Annotated in this window: 15 protein-coding genes; 11 read left to right on the top strand and 4 right to left on the bottom strand. The window is 64.5% G+C overall.

Annotated features, from left to right (window positions below):
- Positions 1 to 49 precede the first annotated feature (49 nt).
- From H163_RS0100600 to H163_RS0100590, 3 genes are all read right to left on the bottom strand, one after another.
- The gene (locus H163_RS0100600; protein WP_019962593.1) at positions 50 to 2218 is read right to left on the bottom strand and encodes an anthranilate synthase; all 2169 of its coding nucleotides are present in this window, start codon (positions 2216 to 2218) and stop codon (positions 50 to 52) included.
- A gap of 342 nt (positions 2219 to 2560) precedes the next feature.
- Entirely contained in the window at positions 2561 to 3250 is a 690-nt protein-coding gene (locus tag H163_RS0100595) for an RES family NAD+ phosphorylase (RefSeq protein ID WP_019962592.1), read from the bottom strand.
- On the bottom strand, positions 3250 to 3666 hold the full coding sequence (locus tag H163_RS0100590; protein WP_019962591.1) for an antitoxin Xre-like helix-turn-helix domain-containing protein: 417 nt from the start codon (positions 3664 to 3666) through the stop codon (positions 3250 to 3252). The genes H163_RS0100595 and H163_RS0100590 overlap by 1 nt, the downstream gene beginning before the upstream one ends.
- Before the next feature lie 194 nt (positions 3667 to 3860).
- Here H163_RS0100590 and H163_RS0100585 point away from each other — a divergent pair, with 194 nt between their 5' ends.
- The 7 genes from H163_RS0100585 to H163_RS0100555 all read left to right on the top strand — a co-directional run bounded on the left by H163_RS0100585 (position 3861) and on the right by H163_RS0100555 (position 11634).
- Positions 3861 to 6176 carry a bifunctional salicylyl-CoA 5-hydroxylase/oxidoreductase gene (locus tag H163_RS0100585; protein ID WP_019962590.1) on the top strand — a complete coding sequence of 772 codons (2316 nt, stop codon included), beginning with the start codon at positions 3861 to 3863 and terminating at the stop codon, positions 6174 to 6176.
- Positions 6173 to 6913, top strand: coding sequence for an SDR family NAD(P)-dependent oxidoreductase (locus tag H163_RS0100580; RefSeq protein WP_019962589.1), 741 nt, complete (start codon positions 6173 to 6175; stop codon positions 6911 to 6913). The genes H163_RS0100585 and H163_RS0100580 overlap by 4 nt, the downstream gene beginning before the upstream one ends.
- Positions 6910 to 7410, top strand: a complete 501-nt coding sequence (locus H163_RS0100575; protein ID WP_244296076.1) for a MarR family winged helix-turn-helix transcriptional regulator — start codon at positions 6910 to 6912, stop codon at positions 7408 to 7410. The genes H163_RS0100580 and H163_RS0100575 overlap by 4 nt, the downstream gene beginning before the upstream one ends.
- Entirely contained in the window at positions 7407 to 8219 is an 813-nt protein-coding gene (locus tag H163_RS0100570; protein ID WP_019962587.1) for an enoyl-CoA hydratase family protein, read from the top strand. The genes H163_RS0100575 and H163_RS0100570 overlap by 4 nt, the downstream gene beginning before the upstream one ends.
- A gap of 1 nt (position 8220) precedes the next feature.
- Positions 8221 to 9366 (top strand): acyl-CoA dehydrogenase family protein, encoded by a 1146-nt coding sequence (locus H163_RS0100565; protein WP_019962586.1) that lies wholly within the window; start codon positions 8221 to 8223, stop codon positions 9364 to 9366.
- A gap of 63 nt (positions 9367 to 9429) precedes the next feature.
- Complete coding sequence (locus tag H163_RS0100560; RefSeq protein WP_019962585.1) at positions 9430 to 9864, top strand: RidA family protein; 435 nt, start codon at positions 9430 to 9432, stop codon at positions 9862 to 9864.
- Between the two features lie 135 nt (positions 9865 to 9999).
- Positions 10000 to 11634 carry an AMP-binding protein gene (locus H163_RS0100555; protein WP_019962584.1) on the top strand — a complete coding sequence of 545 codons (1635 nt, stop codon included), beginning with the start codon at positions 10000 to 10002 and terminating at the stop codon, positions 11632 to 11634.
- 41 nt (positions 11635 to 11675) lie between these two features.
- Here H163_RS0100555 and H163_RS0100550 read toward each other — a convergent pair whose 3' ends face one another.
- Positions 11676 to 12578, bottom strand: a complete 903-nt coding sequence (locus tag H163_RS0100550) for a LysR family transcriptional regulator (RefSeq protein ID WP_019962583.1) — start codon at positions 12576 to 12578, stop codon at positions 11676 to 11678.
- A 171-nt stretch (positions 12579 to 12749) separates the two neighbouring features.
- Between H163_RS0100550 and H163_RS0100545 the strand changes: the two genes are divergently transcribed.
- From H163_RS0100545 to H163_RS0100530, 4 genes are all read left to right on the top strand, one after another.
- Complete coding sequence (locus tag H163_RS0100545) at positions 12750 to 14183, top strand: NAD-dependent succinate-semialdehyde dehydrogenase (protein ID WP_019962582.1); 1434 nt, start codon at positions 12750 to 12752, stop codon at positions 14181 to 14183.
- Between the two features lie 65 nt (positions 14184 to 14248).
- Positions 14249 to 15226: a dihydrodipicolinate synthase family protein gene (locus tag H163_RS0100540; RefSeq protein WP_019962581.1), complete on the top strand. Its 978-nt coding sequence runs from the start codon at positions 14249 to 14251 to the stop codon at positions 15224 to 15226.
- Positions 15227 to 15286: 60 nt separating this feature from the next.
- Positions 15287 to 15829: a 3-hydroxyanthranilate 3,4-dioxygenase gene (locus H163_RS0100535; protein WP_019962580.1), complete on the top strand. Its 543-nt coding sequence runs from the start codon at positions 15287 to 15289 to the stop codon at positions 15827 to 15829.
- 128 nt (positions 15830 to 15957) lie between these two features.
- Positions 15958 to 17124: an ABC transporter substrate-binding protein gene (locus H163_RS0100530; protein ID WP_026355291.1), complete on the top strand. Its 1167-nt coding sequence runs from the start codon at positions 15958 to 15960 to the stop codon at positions 17122 to 17124.
- Positions 17125 to 17155: the final 31 nt, after the last annotated feature.

Genomic DNA, 17155 nt, shown 5'->3' with positions numbered 1-17155 from the left:
GGCTTGAAATACCCCCCCCGGCGCAATTTCTGCGCCGGGGGCTTGCACTTTACGCCCGGCGCGTCTTCACCAGGCGGGTCACGACGTTCTCGATGATCCGGTGGCCGGCATCCTGATCGAGGGACATGATGCTTTCCGGGTGGAACTGCACGGCGGCAATCGGCTCGCTGGAGTGCTCGATGGCCATGATGACCCCGTCTTCCGTCTCCGCCGTGATGCGGAAATCTGCGGGCAGCTTGTCCTTCTTCGCAAACAGCGAGTGATAACGGCCAACCGTGACAGGCGAGCTCAAGCCCTCGAACAGCACCGAATTGCCGGTGAGGGTTATGGGGGAGGGCTTGCCGTGCATTGGCACGTCGAGCTGGCCCAGTTCCCCGCCCAGCCCTTCGGCGAGAGCCTGCAGGCCGAGGCAGACGCCGAACAGCGGCAGGCCCCGCGCGCGGGCGCGGCCGATGGTGGCGGCGCAGTCGAAGTCCTTCGGGCTGCCGGGGCCGGGGGAGAGCACCACCAGGTCCGGGTTCACGTCATGGAACACGTGGTCGGCAACCGGCGTGCGGTAGGTGACCACATCGGCCCCTGTCTGGCGGAAGTAGTTGGCCAGCGTGTGGACGAAACTGTCCTCATGGTCCACCAGCAGGATCTTCAGACCGGCTCCGGGCTTCTTCTCGCGCACGGTTTCCGTGGCCTTCACGGCCAGTCCTGCCTCGCGCACGGCGGCGCGCATGGCTTCGGCCTTCAGCTCGGTCTCGGCCTCTTCGTCTTCCGGGATGCTGTCATAGAGCAGCGTTGCACCGGCGCGGATCTGGGCAACGCCATCCTTGATGCGCACGGTGCGCAGGGTGAGGCCGGTGTTCATGTCGCCGTTGAACAGCACGGCACCGATGGCCCCGCCATACCAGGCGCGGGAGCTCTTCTCGTTGTTCTCGATGAATTCCATTGCCCAGCGCTTCGGCGCGCCGGTCACGGTCACGGCCCAGGCGTGGGAGAGGAAGGCGTCGAGCGCGTCCATGTCCTCGCGCAGGCTGCCCTCGATATGGTCCACCGTGTGGATCAGGCGGGAATACATCTCGATCTGGCGGCGGCCGATGACCTTGACCGAACCGGGCACGCAGACGCGGCTCTTGTCGTTGCGGTCCACGTCCGAGCACATGGTCAGCTCTGCCTCGTCCTTGGCGGAATTCAGCAGCTTGCGGATCTGCGCCTCATCCTCGATGGCATTCTTGCCGCGCCGGATGGTGCCGGAGATGGGGCAGGTTTCCACACGCCGCCCGCCGGTGACGCGCACATACATCTCCGGCGAGGCGCCGACGAGATATTCCGCATTGCCGAGGTTGATGAAGAAGGAATAGGGCGAGGGATTGATCTGCTGCAGGCGGCGGGAGACGGCCGAAGGCGGGTTGGCGCAGGGCTCGTAGAAGGTCTGGCCCGGCACGGTCTCGAACAGGTCGCCCCGGCGGAAGTATTCCTTGGCCCGGTCCACGATCTTCGCATATTCGCCCGGTTCATGGTCGCCCCGGCCCGGATCTTCATTGGCCGGTTGATAGGCTTGTTTCTCCCCGTCACGCGGCAGGCCGTGGGTGCGCTTGCCATCCACCTCGAAGTCATACTCCAGCACATAGGCACGGCGGCCATGGTGATCGACGATGAGGATTTCATCGGGCAGGAACAACACCAGATCGCGCTGGTCTGCCGGGCGCTTCAGCTTCAGCTCGATCGGCTCGAACTGGAAGGCCAAGTCGTAGCCGAAGGCGCCGTAAAGGCCAAGCTGATCGTCATCACAGGCAAACAGTTCCTTGATGGCACGCACGACGGAGAAGGTGGAAGCCTGACGCGAGCGGTCTTCCTCTCGGAAGGGGGCGGCTGGCTTGCGCACCGTCAGGGTCATGCGGCCCTCACTGGCAGCGAAGTCCTCCACGTCCGGATGGCCCGCCAGCACCCCGGCAATGGCCGGCAGCAGAACGAGGCCACGGGCGTTGAGGGCGCGGATTTCCACGTTGCGCCCGGCCGATTCCAGCACCAGCGGCGGATTGACCAGCGCCATGTCCCAGCGGGTGTAGCGGCCCGGATATTCATAGGAGGAGGAGAGGACCGCGCCGCGCTCCGCGTCCAGCCGGTCGATCCAGCGGGAGGTGCCTTCCGCATAGTCGGCCGGGCGTGCGCCGCGCGTGACGGCAATGCCGCCCTTGGTCTTGAAAGTCTGCTCAGCCGGTACCGGCATTCGTCCATCCTCCAGTTCAGGTCCAGGCCTTCCCCCGGCCAGACCCCAGACAGACCAAAGGCCGCCTGCGGGTCTTGCCGCGGCGGCCTTTGGGTCAACTTCGATCACGTCAGAACATGAGAAATCGCAAGGCCGCCAATCAAGCGTCCTGCCACCACCAGCCCATGCGGATCATCTGCGTGTTCATGCCTGTTTGCCTAGCGCAGCCACAGGCGGCAGGCAACCGGGGAAACGGCGGAAGAACCACCCCTGCGCCACTTGCCTGGTCCCTGTTGCAAAATAGACCAGTCGCTTCAAGCTTGAATTATTTGCGCGTCTTGCGGATGCGGCTCTTTTCATCTTTCACAGTCCGAAAATCGCTCCCGTCCGGCAGTTGCGCACTTTGTCGGCGATGGTGCCGTTCCAGTGGAAGTCGAAGTGATCGGCTTGCAGGGGAATGGGGATGAGGTCCGGCCAGAAGATGGCGGCGCAGTCTCCACCCTCGCAACGGACACTGCGGTAGAGGATGCCGTTGGCGCCTGAGGCTCTGAGTTCCCGGCCCAGCGCCTGCGAGGGGGCATAGTCATCCGGGTGGTGATAGCGGGTGTCCGGTCTTGCATCATGCAGGTCAAGATCAAGGCGGCAGGTAAGCATACGGAACTGGGAGGTCCAGCCCGGCGCTTCCTGTGTGGCCCGCATGGTGCGGCCGTGATGATGGGCGACTTCCCGGATCGCCACTTCCTCGGCATTGCCCGCGCTGTAGATGCCATAGGTGCCATCGGTGAACCGGCCCGGCCGGTCGGTGCTGACATGGACGAAAGGCGCCATCAGATAGCTGGCACCGCTGCCGCTTACGCGCCGGTGCGGAGGCACCAGATCCAGTTGCCCGAGATGATCCCAGATCCGCGGATTGGTTTTCGATTCGGCTGAAGCAAGCGCTTCCCAGTCCTGCGGGTCGGCAATGTCCTCGAACAGATCAATCGGTGGATAGATGGAGCGGATGAGGCGGAAGGCGCTGGGCCACTCCACCCGTGTCAGGGCCGGTGAGTTCATCAGAAGCCGCCGCGTTCCGCGTCGAGATAGGCACGCACACGGGCCAGCGAGAACATGTCGCCCTGCGCCATCACTTCAACCGGCGAACGCCCGCCGAAGACCGGATTGGGTTTGCGCACCCAGGCATAACCGCGCTCCGCTTCGGTAAAGAGATAACGCAGGCCCTTGTGGATGCCCATCAGCAGGGAGAGGCGGGTGGCAAGGTCACGGTCGATACGCCCCGGCTCACCCGCCTTCCAGCGCGCATGGGTGCGGGGCGGGAGGCCGCCGAGGATCTCCCGTGCCTGCGCATCGGAAAGCTGCCAGCGTTCGAACAGCCGGATCACCGCCCGCGCCATCGCAGCCGCTTCTTCGGCGGTGATCTTCGGCACGTCCGGCATGGCGCGGGTGCGGGGGATTTCCTGCAGCATGATCATCTCCCTTTGGCGTAAAGTATGTTTGTTCATGCCAAATGGCAAGACTTCGTGCTGAAACGGCTCCCGAATCCGCAGATCGGCCTGCTCACTCCGTCCCCGAAGTTTCTTTTTGCATGCCAATATTTCAAGCTTGAAATAATATCCGGCTGGTGGCAGGCTCATGCTCAACAAGACAAACGGAAGGGACTGCGGCGATGAAGATCCTGTGCCTGGGAGGAGGGCCTGCGGGGCTCTATTTTGCGATCTCGATGAAGCTGCGCAATCCGGCGCATGACATCACTGTGCTGGAGCGCAACAAGGCCAACGATACGTTTGGCTGGGGCGTCGTGCTGTCGGATGACGCGCTTGGCAACATGGCGCGCAACGACCCCAAGAGCACGGAAGAGATCCGCGCCAACTTCTCCTACTGGGATGACATTGCCGTCGTGCACGACGGTGTGCGCACCGTCTCTGGCGGCCACGGCTTTGCCGGCATTGGCCGCAAGAAGCTGCTGATCATCCTGCAGGAGCGGGCGCGCGAGCTGGGCATAAATCTGGAATTCCAGCAGGAGTTCAAGACCGCCGAAGAGTACCGCAAGGACTATGACCTCGTGGTCGCCAGCGACGGCATCAACTCGCTGGTGCGGCGTGAATATGCCGATGTGTTCAAGCCCGATGTGGACCTGCGCCTGTGCAAGTTCATCTGGCTCGGCACGCACCAGAAGTTTGATGACGCCTTCACCTTCATCTTCGAGAAGACCGAACACGGCTGGATGTGGGTGCATGCCTATCAGTTCGATGCCGACACGGCGACGGTGATCGTGGAATGCACGCAGGAGACCTGGGACCGCTTCGGTTTCGAGCATATGTCCAAGGAAGAGACCATCGAGACCTGCGAGAAGGTGTTTGCCGCGCATCTGGATGGCCACAAGCTCATGTCCAATGCGGCGCATCTGCGCGGCTCTGCTGTCTGGATGAACTTCCCGCGGGTGATCTGCGAGAAGTGGTACAACGGCAATGTGGTGCTGATGGGCGATGCAGCGGCGACGGGGCATTTCTCCATCGGCTCCGGCACCCGGCTTGCGTTTGACAGTGCCATTGCGCTGGCCACCTATCTCCACAGCGAAGCCAGCATGGAAGCGGCCTTCGAACGCTATCAGGAAGAGCGCCGCATCGAAGTGCTGCGCTTGCAGTCAGCCGCCCGCAACTCGCTGGAATGGTTCGAGCAGGTGGAGCGCTATCTGGACCTTGATCCGGTGCAGTTCAACTATTCGCTGCTTACCCGCTCCCAGCGCATTTCCCACGAGAACCTGCGCCTGCGTGATCCGGAGTGGCTGCGCTCGGCGGAGGACTGGTTCCAGAAGCAGGCTGGCGGCCAGCCGGGCCGCACGCCGATGTTTGCCCCGTTCACGCTGCGCGGCATGCGGCTGGAAAACCGCATCGTCGTCTCGCCCATGGCCCAGTACAAGGCGGTGGATGGGGCGCCGGGCGACTGGCATCTGATCCATTATGCTGAGCGGGCAAAGGGCGGGGCAGGGCTTGTCTTCACCGAAATGACCTGCGTGTCGGCGGAAGGGCGCATCACCCCCGGCTGCCCCGGCCTCTATGCGCCGGAGCATGAGGCGGGCTGGAAGCGGCTGACGGATTTCGTTCATGCCGAGACGGCAGCCAAGATCTGCTGCCAGATCGGCCATTCGGGCCGCAAGGGCTCGACGCAGGTCGGCTGGGAAGGCATGGATGCGCCGCTGCCGGACGGCAACTGGCCGCTGCTGTCCGCTTCCGCCATTGCCTGGTCCAAGGGCAATGCGGTGCCGAAGGCGATGGACCGGGCCGATATGGATCTGGTGCTCGGCCAGTTCGTCGAGGCGGCGAAGATGGCGGAGCGTGCCGGGTTCGACATGATCGAGCTGCACGCCGCCCACGGCTATCTCCTGTCGTCCTTCATCTCGCCGGTGTCGAACGTGCGGGACGATGAATATGGCGGCAGCCTTGAAAACCGCCTGCGCTATCCGCTGGAAGTCTTCCGCGCCATGCGCGCCGTCTGGCCGGAGAACAAGCCCATGTCGGTGCGCATCTCGGCCAATGACTGGGTGGGTGAGGCTGGTGTGACGCCGGACGAGGCGGTGGAGATCGCCCGGGCCTTCTCTGAGGCGGGTGCCGACATCATCGACGTGTCCGCCGGTCAGACGACGACGGACGCGCGCCCCGTCTATGGCCGCATGTTCCAGACCCCGTTCTCCGACCGCATCCGCAACGAGGCGGGTCTGGCGACCATGGCCGTGGGCAACATCACAGAGGCCGATCAGGTCAACTCGATCCTGATGGCGGGCCGCGCCGATCTGGTCTGCCTTGCCCGTCCGCATCTGTCAGATCCCTACTGGACGCTGCATGCGGCGGTGGAGCAGGGCGACCGCAAGGCCAGCTGGCCGCTGCCTTATCTCGCCGGGCGTGATCAGGCCCTTCGCCTTGCCGAGCAGGCAAAGGCGAAGGTGGACGGCGCCAAGGCTGCGGGAGAGGTGATCCGGGCATGACGGTGGCAGGACGGCGCGTTCTCATCACGGGCGGCGGCACGGGCGCGGGGGCAGATCTGGCCCGTGGCTTCCATGCTGCCGGAGCGCAGGTCATCATTACCGGCCGGAGGGCGGAGCCGCTGCAGGCGGTGGCGGCTTCCCTGCCGGGCGTGCGGGCGCTGACGGCGGACGTGACGGATGAGGCTTCCGTGAAGGCGCTGTTCGAGGCTGCAGGCCCGGTGGATGTGGTGATTGCAAATGCGGGCGCTGCCGAAAGCGCCCCCTTTGGCCGCACGTCGCTGGATCAGTGGAATGCCATGCTGGCGGTGAACCTGACCGGCGTGTTCCTCACCTTCCGCGAGGGGCTTGCGCGGATGGATGGCTGGGGCCGGCTCATCGCCATTGCCTCCACCGCAGGCCTGAAGGGCTATCCCTATGTGGCGCCCTATGTGGCGGCCAAGCACGGGGTTGTCGGCCTTGTGAAGGCGCTGGCGCTGGAGGTGGCCCGCCGTCCGGTGACAGTCAACGCCATTTGTCCCGGCTTCCTTGATACGGAGATGACGGAACGCTCCGTTCAGAACATCATGGCCAAGACCGGCAAGAGCCGGGACGACGCCATGGCCGCCCTTGCGGACACCAATCCGCAGAAGCGCCTCATCACCCCGCAGGAGGTGACTGCCATGGCCCTTTATCTGTGCGCTGCCGGATCTGACGGGGTGAACGGGCAGGCGATGGCCATTTCGGGAGGCGAGGTATGAGCGCAGAGACAGGTATGAGCGCAGAGAGGGGAACAGCCGCGCAGGAAGCGGAAGCAGCCTCCGTGCCGCTGTCCAAGCGCCGGCTGAAGACCTGGATCCGCATTCTCGGCGTCACCCGCATGGCGGAAGCGCATCTGCGCGAGTTCCTGCGGGTGGAGCATCACACGACGCTGCCGCGCTTCGACGTGATGGCTGCGCTCTACCGCCGCCGCGTGCCGCTGAGCATGAGCGAGCTGTCGCGCCTGCTGCTCGTCTCCAACGGCAACGCCACCACGGTGGTGGACCGGCTGGAGAAGGACGGCCTCGTCCGCCGTGTGCCCTTCGAGGCGGACCGGCGCACGGTGCATGTGTCGCTGACGGACGAGGGGCTGGCGCAGTTCGAGAAGCTGGCCGCCGATCATGAGCGGGAGGTGGATCAGCTCTTCGCCAGGCTGACGGACGCGGATCTGGACGCGCTCAAGGACATATTGAAGAAACTCGGGAAGGATGCGCAATGACCGCTCTGGCTGATCTGAAGCCCCGGCACTTTCTCTGGCAGGTGAAGGACCGCATTGCGCGTGTGAGCCTCAACCGTCCAGACCGCAAGAACCCGCTGACTTTCGACAGCTATGCGGAACTGCGCGACACCTTCCGCGCCCTTGTCTATGCCGATGACGTGGATGTGGTGGTCTTCGCCTCCAATGGCGGCAACTTCTGCTCGGGCGGTGATGTGCATGACATCATCGGCCCGCTGGTCGGGCTCGACATGAAGGGCCTGCTTGCTTTCACCCGCATGACTGGTGATCTGGTGAAGGCCATGATCGGCTGCGGCAAGCCCATCATCGCGGCGGTGGATGGTGTGTGCGTCGGGGCCGGGGCGATCGTCGCCATGGCCAGCGACCTGCGGCTGGCAACGCCGGAGGCCAAGACAGCTTTCCTCTTCACCCGCGTTGGCCTTGCGGGCTGCGACATGGGCGCCTGCGCCATGCTGCCGCGCATCATCGGTCAGGGCCGGGCGGCGGAACTGCTTTACACGGGCCGCACCATGAGCGCAGCCGAGGGCGAGCGCTGGGGCTTCTTCAATGCCTTGCATGAGGCAGACAAGCTGGAAGAGGAAGCCATGGCGCTGGCTGCAAGGCTCGCCTCCGGACCGGTTTTTGCCCATGGCATCACCAAGACCCAGCTGAACCAGGAATGGAACATGGGGCTGGAACAGGCCATCGAGGCAGAAGCGCAGGCGCAGGCCATCTGCATGCAGACGCAGGATTTCGCCCGCGCCTATCATGCCTTCGTTGCCAAGCAGAAACCGGTTTTCGAGGGCAACTGAGATGGCCGACCGTTCTTTCCTCTCCTGGCCCTTCTTCGAGGCCCGCCACCGCGAGCTGGCCGGGGCGCTGGATGCATGGTGCGCAGCGCATCTGCATGTGGACCACGCCGACACGGACGAGGCCTGCCGCGCGCTGGTGCGCGATTTGGGGCAGGCTGGCTGGCTGCGTCATTCGGGGGCTGGCGAAGGTGAGACGCTGGATGTGCGCAGCCTCTGCCTCATCCGTGAAACGCTGGCCCGGCATGATGGCCTGGCCGATTTTGCCTTTGCGATGCAGGGGCTGGGCATGGGAGCCGTCTCGCTGTTCGGCACGGCGGAGCAGCGCAAGTGGCTGGAGCGTACCCGTGCCGGCACCGCGATCAGCGCCTTTGCCCTGACGGAGCCGGGCTCCGGTTCGGATGTGGCCAACAGCACCGCAGCGGCAGAGGCCGTGCCGGGCGGCTTCATCCTGTCCGGCGAGAAGACCTACATTTCCAACGGCGGCATCGCGGACCTTTATGTGGTGTTTGCCCGTACGGGCGAAGCGCCGGGGGCCAAGGGCCTTTCCGCCTTCCTGCTGCCTGCGGATACGCCGGGGCTGGAGATCGTCGAGCGCATCGAGGTGATCGCGCCCCATCCGCTGGCGCATCTGCGTTTCAACAACATCCGCCTGCCGGAGACGGCGTTGATCGGCAAGCACGGGGACGGCTTCAAGATCGCCATGTCGGTGCTGGACGTGTTCCGCTCCACCGTCGGCGCAGCGGCGCTGGGCTTTGCCCGCCGGGCGCTGGACGAGGCTTTGGCCCGCGTGCGCCAGCGCCAGCTTTTCGGGGCTCCGCTGTCCGAGCTGCAGATGGTGCAAGGGCATATCGCGGATATGGCGCTGGATGTGGATGCCTCGGCGCTGCTGGTCTACCGCGCTGCCTGGACCAAGGACATGGGCGCGGCCCGCGTCAGCCGCGAGGCGGCGATGGCCAAGCTGCATGCAACGGAAGCGGCCCAGCGCGTCATCGACACGGCCCTGCAGCTGCATGGCGGCGACGGGGTGCGCAAGGGCTTTGCCGTGGAAAGCCTGTACCGCGAGATCCGCGCGCTGCGCATCTACGAGGGGGCGAGCGACGTGCAGAAGATCGTCATTGCCCGCGCCGCGCTGGGCGAGGCGCGCTGAGCAAACCGGAATTTGAATGCAATCAGCGGGGCGGATGGCCCCGCAGGAAGACGGGAAGGCCACATGACACAGACAACGGCAGATGCCTCCACCGCCGAAAGCCCGCACGCGTTTCTGAACCCGCGCAACTGGAAGCCCGCCAAGGGCTATTCCAACGGCGTCGCCGCGAGCGGCCGCATGCTTTTCCTTGGCGGCCTCATCGGCTGGAACGGCCAGCAGGAGTTCGAGGCGAAGGACTTCACCGGTCAGGTGGAACAGACGCTGAAGAACATCGTCGAGGTGCTGCGCGAGGGCGGGGCCGGGCCGGAGCATCTGGTGCGGATGACCTGGTACGTCACCGACAAACAGCTTTATCTGGCCAGCCTGCGCGATGTGGGCGCCGTCTACCGCAAGGTGCTCGGCAAGCACTTCCCGGCCATGGCGCTGGTGCAGGTGGCTGGCCTAGTGGAAGACGAGGCGCTGGTGGAGATCGAGGCAACCGCCGTGGTGCCGGAATGATCCGCCTTTGCGGATCGTGACATTCGGGAAGACGACGCTCAGGAACAAGACAAGGCGGCTCAAGGGCAAACCCGCTTCCGCAAAATGGAAGGGCCGCAGGTCCGCGACAGCGGGCAACCATCCAGGGGATTGATGATGACAGCTGTGCTGAAACTGGGCCCGAGTGCCCATGTGGATACATTCACCCGGGACAACCTGCCGCCCGTGGAGCTGTGGCCGGAGTTGAAGCTCGAGGGCTTCGACTACCCCGACTACCTCAACGCGGGCGTCGAGCTGACCGACCGCATGGTGGAAAAGGGCTTCGGCGACCATGTGGCGCTGATCGGCAACGGCCGCCAGCGCACCTACAAGGAGCTGGCCGACTGGACGAGCCGCATCGCCCATGCGCTGGTCGAGGATTATGGCGTGAAGCCTGGCAACCGGGTGCTGATCCGCTCGGCCAACAATCCGGCCATGGTGGCCTGCTGGCTGGCGGCGACCAAGGCCGGTGCCGTGGTGGTCAACACCATGCCGATGCTGCGGGCAGGCGAACTGGCCAAGATCGTCGACAAGGCCGAGATCACGGTTGCCCTTTGCGACACGCGGCTGATGGACGAGATGGTCGCCTGCGCCAAGAATTCTGCCTACCTGAAGACCGTGATCGGTTTCGACGGCACCGCCAATCACGATGCGGAACTGGACCGGGCCGCGCTGGGCAAGCCGGTGCGCTTTGAAGCCGTGAAGACGGGCCGCGATGACGTGGCGCTGCTGGGTTTCACCTCGGGCACCACCGGTGACCCCAAGGCGACCATGCACTTTCACCGGGACATCCTGATCATCGCAGATGGCTATGCCCGTGAGGTCCTCGGCGTGACGCCGGATGACGTGTTCGTCGGCTCCCCGCCGCTCGCCTTCACCTTCGGCCTTGGCGGTCTTGCCGTGTTCCCGCTGCGCTTTGGGGCGGCGGCTGCGCTGCTGGAAACCGCCTCGCCGCCGAACCTCATCGAGATCATCCAGAAATACCGCGCCACGGTCTGCTTCACGGCGCCCACCGCCTACCGGGTGATGCTGAAGGCCATGGACGAGGGCGCGGACCTGTCCAGCCTTCGCGCTGCGGTCTCGGCGGGCGAAACGCTGCCTGCGCCCGTCTATGAGGAGTGGAAGGCCAAGACCGGCAAGCCGATGCTGGACGGCATCGGTGCCACGGAAATGCTGCATATCTTCATCTCCAACCGCTTCGGCGACAGCCACCCGGCCTGCACGGGCCGTCCCGTCACCGGCTACGAGGCGCGGATCGTTGATGATCTGGGCGGCGAGATGCCGCGCGGCGAGGTGGGGCGTCTGGCCGTGCGCGGGCCGACCGGATGCCGCTATCTCTCCGACAGCCGCCAGACCGGCTATGTGCATGAGGGCTGGAACATCACCGGCGATGCCTTCTGGCAGGACGAGCAGGGCTACTTCCACTTTGCCGCCCGCAACGACGACATGATCATTTCCGCCGGTTACAACATCGCCGGGCCGGATGTGGAAGCGGCGCTGCTGGCCCATCCCGACGTGCTGGAATGCGCCGTCATCGGCGCACCGGACGAGGAGCGCGGGCAGATCGTGGAAGCGCATGTGGTGCTGAGCGCCGGCGCCGAGCCGGACGCCGCCACCGTCAAGCGCCTGCAGGACCACGTGAAGGCAACCATCGCGCCCTACAAATACCCGCGCCGCATCCTCTTCACCGACGCCCTGCCCAAGACGCAGACCGGCAAGATCCAGCGGTTCCGGCTGAAGGAGGCGAGCTGAAGGGAAGGGGGGCAGACTGTGGGTTATACCCGCTGCCCCCATTATGCTGCGGCCAGCCGTTTGAGGGCGCGGGTCAGGTGCTCGATGAAGGCCTGTGCGGCGGGGGTGGGCATGCGGTCGCGGGATTTCAGCAGCATGATCTCGCGGGTGATGACCGGCTCTTCCAGGGGCAGTGCGCGGATGGCGGGGCCGCGCACGGCAGCGCGCGCATAGGCGGGCAGGACGGCAACGCCAAGCCCTGCCTCCACCAGCGCCAGGGCGGTGGTGATCTGCGTCACCTCGAAGCTGATCCGGGGCTCGATCCGCACGCTTTCATAGCCCACTTCCACTAGCAGGCGGATGCCGGAGTCCCGCGTCAGCGTCACCAGCGGCGCCTCGGCAAGGCCGGACCAGACCGCGCGGCCTCTCGCGGCAAAAGCACTGTCCTCCCGGCAGAACAGCATCAGGCTGTCACGCACCAGCGGCTGGCGCTCGATGTCATCGCCTGCCGGGGGAAACGTGCCGACGGCGCAGTCGGCCCTGCCGCTGCGCACGGCTTCCAGGATTTGCTCGGTGCCCACATCGGACAGCTGCACGGCAATGCCGGGTGAGGCGGACTGAAAGCTGGCGATCACCTGCGGCAGCACGAAACTGGCGAGAAGCGGCGGAGCTGCCACCCGCAGCTTGCCGCGCCGCCGGTCGGCCAGCATGTGCAGGCCCTCAACCGCATGTTCCAGATCTTCCAGCACCTTGGCGGAGGAATGGCGGAACTCTTCGCCTGCCGCCGTCAGCTCCACCCGCCGGGTCGTGCGGTCGAACAGGCGCACTCCAAGATCAGTCTCCAGGTCCTTGATGGATTGAGACAATGCCGGCTGGGCGGTGTTGAGGCGCTTGGCGGCGAGAGAGAAGCTGCCAGCCTCCGCCACGGCGAGAAAGCTCTGGATCTGCTTCAGGGTGATTTTCATGGAGGCACTCCGCCACCGGTCTGATTGATATGAAATTCAATATAAATTTATCAGATAAATCTGTCTTGCCGATAATTTAGCTTTCGACGATCCTGCCTTCAACACGCTTCGCCCCGCGGCCTCACAGGCTGCTGGCGAGGGCGAAAGAGACAAGGAACAGAAGGCCCCATCATGCACGACTATCCGGACCTCCAGCTCTATATCGGCGGCGCCTGGCGCAAGACGGGGGAAACCCTGCGCGTGATCAATCCGGCGAGCGAAGCAGAGACCGGCAGGCTGCCCGTTGCGGCCACGGCGGATCTGGATGACGCGCTGGAGGCGGCAGCAAAGGGCTTTGCCGTGTGGCGGCGCACCGCGCCGATGGAACGGGCGCGGATCATCCGCGCGGCCGCTGGCCTGCTGCGCGAGCGGATCGGGACAATCGCCGCCGATATCACCCGCGAACATGGCAAGCCGCTGCAGCAGGCGAGGCTGGAGGTGATCCGCGGCGCGGAGTTCTTCGAGTGGGACGCGGGCGAGGCGGAGCGGCTCTATGGCCGGGTGATCCCGAGTGAACCGGGCATCCGCTATATCGTCCACCACCAGCCCATCGGCACGGTGGCTGCCTTCTCACCCTGGAACTTTCCGCTCAGCCAGCCTGCGCGCAAGGTGGCAGGGGCGCTCGCTGCCGGCTGCTCCATCATCCTCAAGGCGGCAGAAGAAACGCCTGCCGGTGCCTGGCACATTGCCCGCGCCTTCCACGATGCGGGCCTGCCAGCGGGTGTGCTGAATCTTGTATTCGGCGTTCCGGCACAGATTTCCGAGTATCTCATCCCCAAGCCGCAGGTGCGCCTTGTCGCCTTCACCGGCTCCACGGTGGTGGGCAAGCATCTGACAGGCATTGCCGCCCGCCACGCCAAGCCGGTGCTGATGGAACTCGGCGGCCATGCGCCGGTGATCATCTGCGAGGATGCTGATGCAGGGAAGGCGGGCACCGTCTCCGCCATCCGCAAGGCCCGAAATGCTGGGCAAGTCTGCACCTCGCCCACCCGTTTCTTTGCGCATGAAACTGTCTTCGGCGCCTATCGCGACGCCTTCGTTGCCCGCGCCAGGGCGGTGAAGATGGGCAATGGCCTTGATCCGGACACCGAGATGGGGCCGACCGCCAATCACCGCCGGGTGGAGGCGATGGAAATGCTGGTGGCTGATGCGCTGGCCAAGGGGGCAAAGCTCCTGTGCGGCGGAGAGCGGCCCAAGGGGCCGGGTTACTTCTATCCGGTCACGGTCCTGTCGGAAGTGCCCGATGATGCCCGTGTCATGCAGGAAGAGCCCTTCGGCCCGCTGGCAGTTATCAATCCTGTCCGCTCGCTGGATGAGGCGATCGCCCGTGCAAACAGCGTGCCCTACGGCCTTGCCGCCTATGCCTTCACCCACTCCGCCGCCAATGTGGACCGCATCACCGATGAGGTGGAGGCGGGCAATGTGTCCATCAACACGCTGGAAGCCTCGGTGGCTGCGACGCCCTTCGGCGGGGTCAAGGAAAGCGGCTTTGGCCGTGAGGGCGGTGCGGAAGGCATCCTGCATTACACGGTGGTGAAGACCGTTTCCCACCGCATGGAAATCTGACGGCCAAAGCAGCCGTCCTGCGCAACTTTGCCCCTCGGAGGGCATCTGCCCGAAAGGCAATGAGGATGAAATACACACGCAAGGACGCCAAGGCGCATGCTTTTGCCACCATGCGCGGCATCTGGGCAGCTGCCCTGATGCCGTTCCGGGAAGATCTGGCCATCGATGAGGACGGCTTCCGCGCCAACATGAACCACTGGATTGATGACCTTGGCATCGATGGCTTCTTCATCGCCGGAAAGCAGGGCGAGTTCTTCTCCATGTCCGTGGACGAGCGCAAGCGCTGCTTTGATCTGGCCGTCGAGGCGGCAGGCGGACGGGCGCAGACGATCATGTCCTGCTCGGACCAGAACATGGATGTGGTGATCGATCTTGCCCGCCATGCGCAGGCCTGCGGCGCGGACTATATCGTCGTCCACGCGCCCATCCTGCATTTCTTCAAGGCGCAGGACGAGACGTTGCTGCGCTACTACGAAACCATCGCCTCGAAGGTGGATATCGGCATCGCGCTCTGGTCCCACCCGGACAGCGGCTATCTGATGAGCCCGGAGCTGTGCAACCGGCTGGCGGATATCGAGACTGTGGTGGCGATCAAATACTCCGTGCCGCGCGAGATGTACAAAAAGCTGACCGCGCTCGCCGGAGACCGGATCCTCGTCTCCACCGCCTCGGAGGAGGAGTGGCTCGACAACATTCTGGAGCTGAACTGGCAGCTCTATCTCTGCTCGTCACCGCCCTATCTGCTGCAGACCGCCGCCGACAGGCGGATGCGCGCCTACACGGATCTGGCCTTTGCAGGCAAGGCGGAAGAGGCGCAGGCGCTGCGCGATTCCCTTGAGCCGGTCCGCCGGGCGCTCAAGGACACACGTCCTGCCGAAAAGCCCCATGCCCACCAGAAATACTGGCAGGACCTGCTGGGTCAGACCGGCGGACGGGTGCGCCCGCCCATGCTGGAACTGACCGAAGACGAGAAGGCCCGCACACGGGCGGCATTTGACGCCTGCGGGCTCAGGCTGGATGATGGCGCCCGCAAGGCCTCCTGATCCCGCGTCCCGCTACCCCAAAATGACAAGAGCGGTCTGAAGACCCTGAGGAGAACGGCAATGGCCAGATTGAAAGCCTTCAATTTCCAGAAGTGGATCGACGAGCACAAGCACCTGCTGAAGCCGCCGGTCGGCAACCAGATGGTGTTCAAGGACGCGGACCTGATGGTCACGGTCGTCGGAGGGCCGAACAAGCGCACCGACTATCATGATGATCCGGTTGAGGAATTCTTCTATCAGCTGAAGGGCGACATGCTGCTGAAGCTCTATGACGGGGAAGAGTTCTACGACGTGCCGATCCGGGAAGGGGATGTGTTCCTGCTGCCGCCGCATGTGCGCCACTCGCCCCAGCGCCCGCAGGAAGGCTCCATCGGCCTCGTCATCGAACCGGCCCGCCCGGAAGGCGCGCTGGATGCGGTGGAATGGTACTGTTTCGAGTGCAAGGCGCTGGTGCACCGGGCCGAGGTGGACCTTGAGTCGATCGTTGACGACCTGCCGCCAATCTACAAGGCCTTCTATGCGGACGAGGCCAAGCGCACCTGCCCGAAATGCGGCACCATCCACCCCGGCAAGGAGCCGCCTGCAGGTTGGGTCAATCTGTAAATGTTTTAGGCTTGAAATATTTCTGGACCCTGTGCAAGCTGGGTCCCGGAAAAAAGATCAAGACTGGAGCTGACCAAAGATGGCAGCATCCGGCTGGCTGCCGCAAGGCGACAACAGAGGGTGAAGACATGAAGAAGAGACTGTTTCTGGCCGCAGCGGGCATCGCTGCGCTGATGAGCGGCACTGCCCTGGCGCAGGATCCCCTGAAAATCGGCATGATCACGACCCTGTCCGGCCCCGGCGGCTATCTCGGTCAGGACATCCGCGACGGCATGCTGCTGGCCATCGAAATGGAAGGCGGCAAGCTGGGCGGCGTTCCGGTCGAGCTGGTTGTCGAGGATGACGGCCTGAAGCCGGGCAACGGCCGCCAGATCGCCGAAAAGTTCATGAACGACGACGGCATGAAGCTGCTCACCGGCATTGTCTTCTCCAACGTCGCCGGTGCCACCGTGCCCGATATCGTCAACAATGACGCGATCTATATTTCCCCGAACGCGGGCCCGTCCAACCTTGCCGGTGCCGAGTGCCACGAGAACTATTTCGTCGTGTCCTGGCAGAATGATGCCCTGCACGAGGCAGCCGGTGCCGCAGCCAAGAAGCTCGGCTTCAACAAGGCTTTCGTGCTGGCGCCGAACTATCAGGCGGGCAAGGACGCCATCAACGGCTTCAAGCGCACCTTCGGCGGTGAAATCGTCGGCGAACTTTACACCCAGCTCGACCAGACCGATTTCGCTTCGGAAATGGCGCAGATCCGCGCGGCTGATCCGGAGGTTGTGTTCCAGTTCCACCCGGGCGGCCTCGGCATCGCCTTCCTGAAGCAGTATGCGCAGGCTGGCCTGAACGGCCAGATCCCGATGGTTCTGTCCGAGCCTTCCACCGATGCGGTGGTGCTGAACGCCGTAGGTGATGCGGCCGTTGGCATCTTTGCGACGGCTCACTGGAACCGCGATTTCACCAATGACGCGAACCTTGAGTTCGTTGAGGCCTGGGACAAGAAATACGGCCGCCCCATCACCTATTACGCCTCTCAGGGCTATGACACGGCCAAGCTGATCTCCTCCGCTCTGGCCAAGACCGGCGGTGTGGACGATATCGCCAAGTTCCGCGAAGCCGTACGCGCTGCGGACTTCAAGAGCGTGCGCGGCGACTTCAAGTTCGGCCCGAACCAGCATCCGGTGCATGACTGGTATCTGCTGGACATCGTTGCCGGTCCGGATGGCAAGCCGGTGGCCGTCACCAAGGACAAGCTCCTTGAAGACTATGGCGACGCCTACGCCGATCAGTGCAAGATGTAAGCTGACAGGTTGGACGCGGCGGGGGGCTCCG

This window comes from Pannonibacter phragmitetus DSM 14782 (assembly GCF_000382365.1).
Taxonomy (GTDB): domain Bacteria; phylum Pseudomonadota; class Alphaproteobacteria; order Rhizobiales; family Stappiaceae; genus Pannonibacter; species Pannonibacter phragmitetus.
This window is presented reverse-complemented; position numbering and strand designations above follow the sequence as displayed.

Coding starts and splice junctions, on each gene's coding strand:
- H163_RS0100580 (WP_019962589.1), top strand. CDS start 6,173: ATGACGGTGGCAGGACGGCGCGTTCTCATCACGGGCGGCGGCACGGGC.
- H163_RS0100555 (WP_019962584.1), top strand. CDS start 10,000: ATGACAGCTGTGCTGAAACTGGGCCCGAGTGCCCATGTGGATACATTC.
- H163_RS0100590 (WP_019962591.1), bottom strand. CDS start 3,666: ATGATCATGCTGCAGGAAATCCCCCGCACCCGCGCCATGCCGGACGTG.
- H163_RS0100575 (WP_244296076.1), top strand. CDS start 6,910: ATGAGCGCAGAGACAGGTATGAGCGCAGAGAGGGGAACAGCCGCGCAG.
- H163_RS0100550 (WP_019962583.1), bottom strand. CDS start 12,578: ATGAAAATCACCCTGAAGCAGATCCAGAGCTTTCTCGCCGTGGCGGAG.
- H163_RS0100530 (WP_026355291.1), top strand. CDS start 15,958: ATGAAGAAGAGACTGTTTCTGGCCGCAGCGGGCATCGCTGCGCTGATG.
- H163_RS0100585 (WP_019962590.1), top strand. CDS start 3,861: ATGAAGATCCTGTGCCTGGGAGGAGGGCCTGCGGGGCTCTATTTTGCG.
- H163_RS0100565 (WP_019962586.1), top strand. CDS start 8,221: ATGGCCGACCGTTCTTTCCTCTCCTGGCCCTTCTTCGAGGCCCGCCAC.
- H163_RS0100600 (WP_019962593.1), bottom strand. CDS start 2,218: ATGCCGGTACCGGCTGAGCAGACTTTCAAGACCAAGGGCGGCATTGCC.
- H163_RS0100540 (WP_019962581.1), top strand. CDS start 14,249: ATGAAATACACACGCAAGGACGCCAAGGCGCATGCTTTTGCCACCATG.
- H163_RS0100570 (WP_019962587.1), top strand. CDS start 7,407: ATGACCGCTCTGGCTGATCTGAAGCCCCGGCACTTTCTCTGGCAGGTG.
- H163_RS0100560 (WP_019962585.1), top strand. CDS start 9,430: ATGACACAGACAACGGCAGATGCCTCCACCGCCGAAAGCCCGCACGCG.
- H163_RS0100535 (WP_019962580.1), top strand. CDS start 15,287: ATGGCCAGATTGAAAGCCTTCAATTTCCAGAAGTGGATCGACGAGCAC.
- H163_RS0100545 (WP_019962582.1), top strand. CDS start 12,750: ATGCACGACTATCCGGACCTCCAGCTCTATATCGGCGGCGCCTGGCGC.
- H163_RS0100595 (WP_019962592.1), bottom strand. CDS start 3,250: ATGAACTCACCGGCCCTGACACGGGTGGAGTGGCCCAGCGCCTTCCGC.